Annotated in this window: 6 protein-coding genes; all 6 read left to right on the top strand. The window is 32.4% G+C overall.

Annotated elements, in window-relative coordinates; genetic code table 11:
* Window positions 1–22 precede the first annotated feature (22 nt).
* Window positions 23–3199 (top strand): SusC/RagA family TonB-linked outer membrane protein, encoded by a 3177-nt coding sequence (locus E0W69_RS06325; RefSeq protein WP_131329186.1) that lies wholly within the window; start codon window positions 23–25, stop codon window positions 3197–3199.
* A gap of 19 nt (window positions 3200–3218) precedes the next feature.
* The gene (locus E0W69_RS06320) at window positions 3219–4661 is read left to right on the top strand and encodes a RagB/SusD family nutrient uptake outer membrane protein (protein WP_131329185.1); all 1443 of its coding nucleotides are present in this window, start codon (window positions 3219–3221) and stop codon (window positions 4659–4661) included.
* A 10-nt stretch (window positions 4662–4671) separates the two neighbouring features.
* Window positions 4672–5562, top strand: a complete 891-nt coding sequence (locus E0W69_RS06315; protein WP_131329184.1) for a DUF1684 domain-containing protein — start codon at window positions 4672–4674, stop codon at window positions 5560–5562.
* A gap of 608 nt (window positions 5563–6170) precedes the next feature.
* On the top strand, window positions 6171–7676 hold the full coding sequence (locus tag E0W69_RS06310) for a fasciclin domain-containing protein (RefSeq protein ID WP_191967985.1): 1506 nt from the start codon (window positions 6171–6173) through the stop codon (window positions 7674–7676).
* Between the two features lie 121 nt (window positions 7677–7797).
* Window positions 7798–10011 (top strand): fasciclin domain-containing protein, encoded by a 2214-nt coding sequence (locus E0W69_RS06305; RefSeq protein ID WP_191967984.1) that lies wholly within the window; start codon window positions 7798–7800, stop codon window positions 10009–10011.
* An 8-nt stretch (window positions 10012–10019) separates the two neighbouring features.
* Window positions 10020–13313, top strand: coding sequence for a SusC/RagA family TonB-linked outer membrane protein (locus E0W69_RS06300; RefSeq protein WP_131329181.1), 3294 nt, complete (start codon window positions 10020–10022; stop codon window positions 13311–13313).
* Window positions 13314–13326: the final 13 nt, after the last annotated feature.

The raw sequence follows: 13326 nt of genomic DNA, 5'->3' as shown, positions 1-13326 counted from the left end.
TTTAAAATTTTAAAACAACCAAATGAAGAGAAAACTTCACATGGCGATATCGCTCGCCCTGTTGGGATTTGTCGTCCCCAATTTTACCGAAGCGCAAGTAAAAGATTCCATTCAAATCCAGCTAACAATACGTGATAGTGCATCGAAAGAGCCTTTAAATAAAGGAACTGTAGAGTGGGATGGAGGCATTACGAAATTAAATGATTTTGGAAATGTTATATTTAAATCATTAAATGAATTTCCACTCAAGGTAAAAGTTTCTGTAAAAGGGTATCCGATTAAGAACTATTTGATTGAGCAAGCAAATACAACATTATGGTTAGATTCTAACTCACATGATTTAACAGAAGTGGTAATTGTGGGATATGGCAAACAGAATAGAAAAGACGTAACAGGTTCGATTGCCCATATTGATGGTTCTGCCTTGGAGAATATGCCCGTTCAAAGTTTCGATCAAACTCTTTCTGGTAAAGCCGCTGGCGTCAGTGTTGCTTTGCCTAATGGTGTTTTAAACGCACCTCCAGTTATAAGGATAAGAGGGATTAATTCCGTTTCTCTTAGTTCTTATCCTTTAATTGTTGTAGATGGTATACCCATAAATACTGGGAATGTTTCTACAAGTACAAATGTTGTAAATAATCCACTAGGAGATATTAATCCCGATGATATTGCTTCGGTGGATGTACTTAAAGATGCTGCTTCAACGGCTATTTATGGTTCTAGGGCTGCAGCTGGTGTTTTAATAGTGACTACCAAAAGGGGAAAGAAAGGACGAATATCAACCAACTATAATAGTTGGATTGGTATTACTAAAGCAGTAAGATTACCCAAATTATTGGATGCACAACAATATATGGATATTAAAAATGAAGCAGTAAATAACTCAAAAATTCTTACTGGCAACGCAAATAATAATTCTGTAGACTCTGCATTATTTTTTCCTTCATATAATTCAGATGGATCGCTTGTGAATACGAATTGGTATGATTATGTATATCAGACGGGTGTATCTGAGAACAATAGCATTAATGTTTCTGGTGCTTCTGAAAAAACGAATTATTATTTATCTGCAGATTATTCAAATCAAAATGGATTTTTAGTTGGAAATAATTTTAAACGTAAATCCATACGCTTCAATTTAGAACATAATCTGACTAGTTTTATTAAGCTAAAAGCTGGAGCCAATTATAACAATTCATTTAATAAATCCTATAATTCAGGTTCTTTACCCAATACTGCACAATTGTTGGTGGGTGCTGCCAGATTAGCAATGGCTTTACCTTCGAATGTTTCCGCTTACAATGAAGATGGTAGTTTTAATTTAAGTTCTACAGGAACTATCGGAATGGGAAATAATACGGCTACATCAACACTATATAATCCATTAGCATTATTTGATTATAGCAGATTTACCAGCGAAAATGATCATATAATTGCCAATGTTGGAGCTAATGTAAAATTTTTGAAACATTTTGAATTCGCTACATTATATTCTATTGATCGATTAAAAGTTGAAAATCAATCTTATCAAGGACCTGAGATTGGATCTTCTGCGTACTCAAGTGGAGGCTCTGCTGCCAATATCTCTACAACTATTAATAACTGGGATTGGACAAATACGATTAATTTTAATAATAGTTGGGGCCACCATGATGTAAATATTTTAGTTGGTACTGATAATCAACAAATTAAAAACTCCATATGGGGTGCGTCTGCTAGTGTAGCATCTGATGATTATTTTCAATATTACCAAGGTGGATGGACAAACGTTGTCGCTACTGGTAATGCATTAAGTACACAGGCTTTTGTATCTGGTTTTGGACGTTTAAATTATGATTTTGATCACAAATACTTTTTTACAGCAAATGTTCGTAGAGATGGTAATTCTGCTCTAGCCGATGGTCATAAATATGGAAATTTCGGAGGTGTTTCTGCTGGTTGGGCTATCTCCAAAGAGAAATTCTTTACAAATTCTAGTATAAGCAAAGTTGTATCCAATTTGAAATTAAGAGGTAGTTATGGTAAAGTAGGAAATGGAAATCTTAGTAGTAATTATGCTGCTATGAATTTATATTCTGCATCCTTATATGGTTCGAGTTCAACATGGTCACTTAGTCAAGTAGGAAATAATAATTTAAGTTGGGAAACAAGTAAACAAACCAATGTCGGAGCTGACGTTTCTTTTTTGAATAATAAGTATCAATTAGAATTTACATATTTTAACAATAATGTGGATGGGCTCATTTTAAGTGTACCACAGTCAGCATCGAAAGGTATACCTGATAATACTATTTTGCAAAATATTGGTTCTATGTATAATCGAGGAATTGAATTAACGATTAGTGGTCAAATTATTCAAACCAAAACTTTTAGTTGGAATTCTTCACTGAATTATTCGCATATAATAAATAAAGTAACTGCACTGGCTGATGATGCCGATATTATTGGATACACGCATACCTCTGCAAATTCAAACAATGTAACTAGGGTTGGTTACTCTATTAGTAGTTTATATGGTGCTAAAACGGATGGTGTAAACCCCGCAAATGGTCAAAGAATATTCATTAATGCAGAAGGAGAGAAGGTTCAATATAGTGCTGCAGTTGAAAATGGGCAAAGTCATTGGACTTATTTGGATGGGTCTACCGCTCCTGCTATTGGTACTTCAGATTATTATTTATTAGCAAATGCATTACCCAAATATTATGGTGGATGGAATAATTCATTTTCATGGAAAAATCTTGATTTGAATGTAAATATTACTTATGCTGGAGGCAACTATATTATGAATGGTACGAAAGCCACTTTGCGAGATCAAACAGCCTATAATAATTATACAGGAATACTAGATAGATGGACGCATGCAGGTCAACAAACAGATATTCCAAGATTAGTGTATAATGACGTTATTTCCAATGGAACGTCCTTTCCTGTTTCTTCTAATGTTGAAAAGGGTGATTTCATAAGATTGCAAAATATATTGTTAGGATATAGGTTTAGTAAGAATACCTTAAAAGCTGACTGGATTTCTAGTTTAAGATTATACGTTCAGGCCTCGAATCTTTTCTTAATTACAAAGTATACAGGTTTAGATCCAGAGATTTCTTCCAATGGAAATTCGAATACGTCTATTGGCGTAGAAAGAAATTCTGTAGGACAAGGTCGGACTTTCACTTTTGGAATCAATGCTAGTTTTTAATTATCTAAATTGTTATTTTATGTCTATAATATTTAAAAAAATAATTTTCGGAAGCTTATTTTCTTCTATACTTTTTTTTTCATGTGAAAAATCTTTGTTAGATACTACTCCAGAAAGTAGTTTAAGCTCCAGTACAATATTTTCAACTGCTAAAAGAATAGATGGTCTTGTCAATGGCGCTTATGATGCCTTAAAATCTGCAAGTCTTTATGGTGGTAGATATTTATTGTATTTGGATGTTCGTGGTGAGGATTTTATCAATGTTACTGGGAATGTTTATACAGCATATGAAAGTTGGACCAATTCTTACACCTCCGGTTCTAATGATGTCAATAATTTGTGGACTGCGGCTTACAGTACTATTAATGACGCTAATATTATTTTGAACGGTTTGGGAAGCTTATCTGAGGGTATTATATCTGATTCTTTGAAATTACAATATATAGGGGAGGCTAAATTTTTAAGAGCATTGTCATACTATAGTTTGGTTTCGATATACGCAGAACCGTATAATAAAGATCAGGGCGCTTCTGCAGGCTTACCTTTAAGATTAGAAGCAGAAGTTAATTCTGATAATAATAATTTGGCGAGAAGTACTGTAAAAGAAGTGTATACGCAAATATTGTCTGATTTGGATAGTGCAGAACTATTGTTGCCAAATAAATATAGTACAGACTTACTCAATACAACTCATGCACATAAAAGTACGGCTATTGCATTAAAGACAAGAGTTTATTTGAATCAAAATGATTTTGACAATACAATTAAAGAAGCCCAAAAATTAGTACCTCAGACATCAGCTCCATTTTCCACTACATTTGGGGTACTTCATGCATTACAAAGTGATATAACAAATATATTTTCCTCTAATTATACCACCACGGAATCTATATTTTCTACGCCATCTACGACATCAGATTCTTATAGTGGTCAGTCTGCAATTGGATATATCTACTATGTAAATAAAGAATATTATCTAAATCCATCTGGAATATTAAATACTTCCATTTGGAGTAGTACAGATAATCGACGAAATTTACTTTCTTTATCAGGTAGTCAGTATTTATTAAAAAAGTATTCGAAGTCAAGTCCATATGTAGATTATATACCAGTTATTCGCTTTTCTGAAGTATTATTAAATTATGCAGAGGCGGAAGCGCAATTGGGTAATCTTAGTTTGGCATTAAACCTACTAAATGCGGTACATCAAAGATCAGATGCTAATTATCAATTTGCAAATTCTTTAGTATCTACAAAAGACAGTTTAATTGCAACTATTTGGAAAGAACGTAGAATTGAATTATTGGGAGAAGGTTTTCGTTCCAATGACTTGTTGAGAAATCTACTTACTATTCCTGCAAAAGGTAGTAGTTCTTTGCAAGCCTCTTCAGTAGCGCCAACTGATGAAAATTATATATTTCCATTACCCAATAATGAAATATCCACTAATAAAGATTTATAAATAATTCAGTATGAAAAAAATAATTATCGTGGCTATTTTTAGTTTTTTCACGGCCATATTATCAGCTCAAGTATCTAAAGAATATGCTAATGAATTTAATTCATGGAAAAAGAAAAGAATTGAGGATTTGAAAGCTCCTCATGGATGGATAAATCTAGTCGGATTGTATTGGTTGCAATTCGGCATTAATACATTTGGAAGGGATACTAGTAATGATATTATATTTCCTAAAGATTTTCCTTTAGTAAAAGGTGGCGTTTTTAATTTGCATAATGGTATCGTTTCAATAAGAACACCATCTGATCAAATTAAGTTATTCAAAAATAAACAAGAAACAAAAGATACTATTTTATTCAATACTAAATATCCAAAAGATTATGTAGAGTCTAGGTTCAGTAATTTTAGTTGGTCTATTATTCAACGTCAGGAAAAATTTGGAGTTAGATTAAGAAATTTTGAACTAAAAAAACTAATTGATTTTCATGATATTCCGTCTTTTCCTTTGGATTCTAATTGGATATTTCCTGCAACATTTGTACCTGCTGAACAAGATGATATATATGGATTCGAAAATAAAATAGGGCAATCTTTTCAGAATAAGGCAGTAGGATCTCTTGAATTTATTATTCATGAAAAAAAATACTCATTGGAAATTATGAGTAAATCAAGTGATGGTTATTTTATAGTTTTCGGTGATATGACAAGTGGAGAGGAAAGTTACCCTGCAGGACGATTTTTAAGTGTAAAAAATGTAGATGCTAATAATCAAACTTTTATTGACTTTAATAAAGCAATCAATCCACCATGTGCGTTTTCTGATTTTGCTACTTGTCCATTGCCTCCTGATAAAAATATCTTGCCAATAAGAATAGATGCTGGAGAAAAAAATATTCATTTATAACAATTAAACTATCAAGTTTTCTTATTAATAGTATTTTATACAAAAAAATGGTTTAAAATTTTTTTAAACCATTTTTTTATTTGATATTTGTCTACAATTTTTATAGACTAATAAGTGAGAAAATGTGGAAGTGCGGGAACACTTCCACCAAAATCTAAAAAACAATAAAATGGAGATCTTACAATTTCTTAGACAAGCCAAAATTAAACAAGAATTATCAATGAAAATTCATTTCCAATTGATAAACGTTAAAATTAACACTTTATTTACCTCTTGTTGTTGCATATAATAGTGCAATTCAAACCGCGATTTTAATAAAATTCAAATAAAATTAAGTACTTACTTTTTGTGAGAAAGAAAGTAAAACTATAATGTATTTGCATAACGCAGGGTTGTATCCCAATTAATATCCTTACTTAACATTTTATACTGCAATTATGAGAAATAATTTTGCAAAAGAATTTTTATATCCAATCTCGATATGTTTTTTATTTTTTCTAAATTTTAATTGTTCGAAAAATAATATAATCGAAACAACTTCAACAGACAAAAATATAGTTGATTATTTAGTTGATAATTCCTCTAGATTTTCTTTGTTAATAAATATATTGGAAAAAACAAATACGGATGGCTATCTCAATGCATATGGAACTTATACTTTCTTTGCGCCCACAAACGATGCAATAAATCTGTGGTTAAAAGATAGTAGTTATAGTACTATTGATCAGGTTCCTGTAAATACATTAAATGATTTTGTAAAAATTCATCTAGTTAAAGATACACTTTCCTCTTCTGATTTTACAGATGGAAAATTGCCTTCTATTACTCTTTACGGTCAATATTTAATTACAGATGTCACATTGCAATCAGGTAAAGCTTATTATAGAATTAATAGAAGAGCTTTAGTGACGAGCGTAGATAATCGTTTAGGAAATGGTCTAGTACATGAAATAGATCACGTTATAGTTCCCGAAAAAAATAATCTTGCTGATCGTCTAAAAAACGATCCTCGTTATTCTATATTTTATGCGTCCCTCATTTCTACTGGACTAATCGATAGTCTTAATTTTTATCATTCACAAGACACAACAAGAGATTGGGTAACTGTTTTAGCTGAGTCTGATAGTGTATACAATAGTCTAGGTATCACTTCCTATGATCAATTATATAAGAAATATTCAAATACTGGAAATCCAAAACTCTATTATGATTCTTTACATATGTACATTGGTTATCATTTGATTCCAGGTCTAAGGTACTTGGCAGATATTGTTACATCCACTTCACTTCCAACATATACATCGTCGGAAGTAGTAACTGTAAAAACAGATGGTCAAACAGTATTACTAAATGAAGATGAATTTAATGGAAATATAGAACCTGGGATAGGAATATCACGAAATTATAGTGATGTGTTGGCTGAAAACGGTACAATACATGATCTACAGGGAGATTTATACATAAAAATACGTCAGCCAACAGCAGTATATTTTGATGTAGCAGATCAACCAGAGTTGAGAAAGATCGTTGCATTGTTTAGAAAGCAAGGTAAAAGTCAAGAATTCACAGATCCTACTCAATTTAGTGGTATTAATTGGAATGGAGGTTCTATTACATATACTTGTGCCCCATCTTCATCAGCAGATTATTTTGTTTATAATGATTATTTTGCTATTGAACTCCGCTCTTCCGTTGTACAATGGGTTGAATTTACTACGCCGTTTATTGTAAAAGGAAAGTATAAAGTATGGGTGTGTTATAGAAGAGGAGGACGTAATCAGACTACACAGACGCTTGTAGATAGTGTTTCATTACCAAAGCTTTTTGACTATGGTGAATATTATCCAGCTGGACTTGCGGAAGATGTAGCAGAAGCTCAAGGTTATAAAAGATACATGTCTTATCCATATACAGCGACTACAAATACATCCAAGCTTGTTGGTACTGTTGATATTACTACGTCTTCTACTCATAAAGTTCGCTTTGTTGCCATTTCTAATACTACAGGAGGTGCAGCTAATAGGTTTAATGTTGATATGGTACAGTTTATCCCTGCTGATCAAGATCAACAATGGCCAAGGTTCAATAAGGATGGTTCTGTATATTATAAATAGTTATTTATTAATTATTGATAATTAGCATTTTGAGAATCTTATTTAGTAGTAGGAGATAGTTATTGCCTACTATATAAAGTTTTATTTATAATTCTAAATTATGAGAAGTCTAATATTTCGTATGATATTCTTACTAAGTGTCATTGTGCAATTTAATGCTTGTAGAAAAGATGCTTTTGATAAATTTTATGGTCGTCCTGATAGTTTATCAGCACCTATTTATCAAGTGCTAGAGAATCGTGGCAATTTTAAAAATTACTTGAAACTTGTAGATAAAGCCAACTATAAAAATATATTAAGCGCTCAAGGTTATTGGACTGCATTTGTTCCTACAGATGATGCATTTGCCTCTTATCTTGCATCACTAAATTTGTCAAGCACTGACAATATTGATAGCAGTGCGGCGGTAAAATTAGTTCGATATTCTTTAGTGTATAATAGCTATGGGACGGATCATATTTCAGATTATCAATCGAGTGCTGGTTGGGTTACGAATAAAGCTTATAAAAGAAGAACGGCTTATTATGATTATGTTTATAATGATACGATAGATGGTAAGATATTACAAGTACTTGCTTCTAATAGGAATGGGAGCTATGTTGATGGGGATAATAACAATAAATATATTTCATATTTTACGGATGCTTACTTAGGTGCAAATAATCTTACTACTTACGACTATAATTATTTTTTTCCTAGTACATACTATAATGGATTTAATATAATGGATGCTACTGTAACAGAAAAAGATATAAATGCTGAAAATGGAATTATTCACACAACAGATCATGTCATATCAATACCGTTGAATTTAGACCAATATTTATCAGCACATTCTGAGTATAGTGAATTTAAACGATTATTAAATCTTTTCTTCGTAACATATGATTATAATGAAGCCGCAAGTTCCAACTATAAAATATTATCTGGAAGTGCGTCATCCGTTTACATTAAAAATTATAGTAGTTCGGTTGTATTTGCATTAAATAATGAAAATTATCTTAAGGCTCAAGATAATGATGGTCAACAGCAGGGCTGGACCTTGTTCGTACCAACGAATAATGTTTTACTTGACTATGAAAATTCTTTTTTGCTTAAATATTATCCAGGAAAAAAGATTGAAGAATTGCCAATCGCTGTAATAACCAATCTTATCAATGCACAAATGTGGGATAAAACGGTTTGGCCGTCCAAATTTACCTCTACGTTTAATACATTAGGAGAAGAAGTTAGATTGAATCCGAGTAATAATATAGTAGATAAAAAAATACTAACTAATGGTTTTTTCTATGGAACAAATGCACTTCAAAAAGCAAATATTTTTCATACTGTTTATGGTGTTCCTTTTCTACATCCTGCATATTCACTTTTTACAAAAGTATTAGATCAAGAATTATATGTATCGTTACGAAATCCCAATTTGGAATTTTCCTTATTAATAACCCCAGATAATGTTTTAAATAATTTAGGTTATAGTTGGAATCAACTAAATAGCACGTTTCAATATACATCTAGTAATGGTACAACAACTATAGGTGGTATTGCAACTACAAACTTAAAGTCAGCGGCTAATAATCAAACAGTTTATACTACTGGATCTAGTAATTTGGATTTAAGTGGCAAAGGGATTGTCGAATCCTATGATGGTGAATATATTAAATATGACAATTTTAAAGTTTATTCGTCTGGCACTTTAGATGCTATTTCTGCTGACAAAAAATACGTTCAAATAGATTCTTCCATTACTGATCGTACGAATGGAAAAGTATATTTTATAAATGGATTACTAACTTCTACAAGTAGAAATATTGGAAATCATATTTCTGATTATGCTTTAAATACAACTGCTCCTTTTTATTATTTTTATCAATATCTATTAAATTCATATTTATATAATTCATCCACAGGACAGATCACAGGTACATCTGTTGGGTCAAACTATACCGTTTTTATTCCTACTAATAGTGCAATATTAGAAGCCGTGAAAGAGGGTTACCTGCCTGGTACAGTTTCTTCAAATGGATTAGTTACTCCGACATTTAATCCAACTGCAACAAGCGATATAGAGCTTGTAACTAAATTTATTCAATATCATATCCTTGATAAAAATACTATCGTTCCTGATGGCAAGAAAAGTGGCACATATGTAACGTTACTTAAAAACACAGATGGAACGAATGCTACAGTCAAAATAACCAATTCCCTGAACAATCTTTCTATAGAAGACGCTATTCAATCCTCACCAAATGCAACTATTATATTGGATAATAGCAATATTTTATCCAACCGAACTGTCATTCACCAAATCGATCATTTTCTTCATTTTAATATGTAGTTCTAATCATGCAACTCAAAACCAATATATTCTCCCTATTTTTAATATTTCTTTTTATAATTTTTGGATTTACCAGTTTTGGTCAATTTGATTCAAGTAATAGCAAGCATTTTATACGTGGTTCTGTTTTAGATGGCCAAAAAAAATTCGTTTTGTCTGATGTTAGTGTGACAGAAATTAATGAAAATGAACGTGTAGTCAGTAGTGTTTTGACAGATGCGGACGGAAATTTTGCAATCAATGCACATAGTTTAAAAAATAAGTTAGTTGTATCTTTTATTGGATATATTTCTCAATCAAAATCAATATCTACTATAAAGGATACTGTAATTGTATTTAGACTAATAAATGACCATACTAAAAAATCATTAGAAGATGTTTCAATTGTTGCCATAAAAGATAATGGTATATCTAATGGCTCTGGAATGAAAATAAAGAAAAGAGATGTGACGACTTCTGTAGCGACGATCAATGCAAGTGTCATGCAGGAGATGCAAGCAGCATCAATAGATCAGATGCTTCAAGGACGTTTACCAGGTGTTGATATCGCTGCCGTCTCTGGCGACCCAGGTGTCGGTATGCAAATCAGAATACGAGGAACATCTTCCATTAATGCCGGATCAGATCCTTTAATTGTTTTAGATGGGATGCCATATAGTACGACTATTCCTAGTGATTTTAATTTTGCCTCTTCAGATGAACAAGGATACGCACAATTATTAAATATATCTCCAGCAGACATACAAGATATTACCGTACTTAAAGATGCCGCCGCTACAGCTGTGTGGGGTGCTCGAGGCGCAAATGGAGTATTAGTTATAAATACAAAGAGAGGTATTAAAAGTGACCCTCAAATTACCTATACTTTTAAAGGTACTATTTCAAAGAATCCGTCAGGGATTCCCATGTTATCTGGAGATCAATACTCTCAATTAATACCAGAAGCTTATATGAATAGGACTGGGGCGACTCTTAATACGCAAACAAATAAGGAATTTGCTTATGACCCAACAGATCCATATTGGTATTATAATTATAGTAATAATACCGATTGGGTTAAAGCCATCACAAGGACGGGTATATTGCAAGATCATGTACTTTCGATAAGAGGTGGAGGGAGTAAAGCGCAATATTATGCTTCCATAGGCTATTTTGGGCAGACTGGTACTACTATTGGTACTAACTTACAACGTATCTCTACCAGAATTAACTTAGATTATAACGTCGCCCAGAATCTAAAATTTTCGGCCGACTTTGCTTATACTTTTGTGGATAATGACCAATTATACGCTAGTACAGTTAGGAATATTGCCTATAGGAAAATGCCCAATATGAGTATATATGAATATAATGCTTATGGAGAGAAAACGCCCAATTATTTTTCACCAGAATCAAATATTCAGGGTCAATATCCTGGAACGTACAATCCAGTCGCATTTGTCAACAATGCTTCAAATAAACAAATCGGTAATAGGATTACACCACATTTTAATATCCAATACACAATTATTCCAAGATTATTAACAGTTGTCTCTGATGTCCAATTTGACATTAATAGCGGAAAAGTTAAAACAATTCTACCTCAAATTGCGACGGGGAGACCTGTTACTGAAACAACGGTCAATAGAGCCTCTGATGCAGACTATGATGGATTCACTTTAGCAACGAAAACAAATCTGCTCTATACTCCTAATCTTGGAGAAAAGCATTCTTTGCAAACTCTTATTTCATTTCAAACAAATGATTATAGTTTTTTAAACCAAGGATTAATGGCTTCTAATACTGCATCATCATATTTAGATGTCCCCATAGTGGCTTCTAGAACATCCAATGACGAATTAATCAATAATACGACCAATACACAAACACGATCCGCTGCAATTCTACTAAATGGACAATATGGCTTTTTGGATCGCTATCTTATAAATTTAGGTATTCGTCAAGATGGAAGTTCTCGTTTTGGAAAAGATCATAGATACGGTTACTTTCCATCGGCATCCGCAAGGTGGCGTCTTTCTGGGGAGCCATTTATGCGGAAATTTAGTTGGTTGGATGATTTTAGTTTTCGTGCAAGTTATGGACAAAGCGGTAATATGCCCAATGCAGATTATTTATACTATAGTACCTATGGTAACTATACTTGGAATTATCTTGAACAGTCTGGTTCATATCAACAAAATATTCAATTGAATAATCTTAAATGGGAGACCATTATTGGGAAGAATATTGGATTAGATATTTCATTGTTTAAATCAAGAATTTCTTTAACTGCTGATATATATCGAAATAGGACGAAAGACATGATCTATCCAAATCTATCACTCATGTCCTATAGTGGTTATAGTAGTATTTCTTATCTTAATGCGGGTACTATGGATAATCAGGGATGGGAGATTGGCTTTTTTTCTACCCCAATTAAGAGTAAAGATTGGAAAGTTGAATTTAATGTAAATCTTGCACATAATGAGAATATTATACGTACCATTTCTGATTTATATCCTAGAGAGAATATACAAGATTTGACACAAAATGGGGTGTTTAAAAGCATGATTCAAGAAAATAATCCATTCGGTTCTATTTATGGCTACAAATATGAAGGAGTATATAAAGATGCTTCGGAAACAATTGCTAGAGATAAAAATGGCAGCCCAATTATTGGACCAGATGGGGAAAATAAATATATGCGTTTTTATTATCCGTCTGTAGATTATACATTTCAACCTGGTGATGCCAAATACCAAGATATAAATCATGACGGAAATATCGATTATCGAGATATTGTTTACCTAGGTAATACCAATCCAAAATTAACAGGAGGTTTTGGTCCAACTATAACTTATAAAGACAGATTAAAAATTACTGCATTTTTCTCTTTCCGCACTGGATATAAATTAATCAATGCTACAGAAATGTATACTACAAATATGTACAGTTTTGACAATCAAAGTACAGCCGTACTGCGTAGATGGCGTAAAGATGGAGATGTGACTGACATACCTCGTGCGGTTTATGGGTATGGATACAATTGGTTAGGGTCTAGTCGATATGTTCAAGATGCATCTTATTTACGTTGGCGTACAATTACAGTTCGATATGATTTGGCTCCAAATACCTCTAGAAGATTGGGGTTGAATGCTCTTGGCTTTTATCTTACCGCAGAAAATATATTTACATGGACAAAATATATAGGTCAAGATCCCGAAGTTACTACAAGGATAACAAGCCCTTTTAGCGTTGCAACAGACAATTCTGTAACTCCACCAACAAGAACTGTCACTATTGGAATATCCGCTAGATTATAATATTAAAATCAGA

This window comes from Rhizosphaericola mali, from assembly GCF_004337365.2.
In the GTDB taxonomy this organism is placed as follows: domain Bacteria; phylum Bacteroidota; class Bacteroidia; order Chitinophagales; family Chitinophagaceae; genus Rhizosphaericola; species Rhizosphaericola mali.
This window is presented reverse-complemented; position numbering and strand designations above follow the sequence as displayed.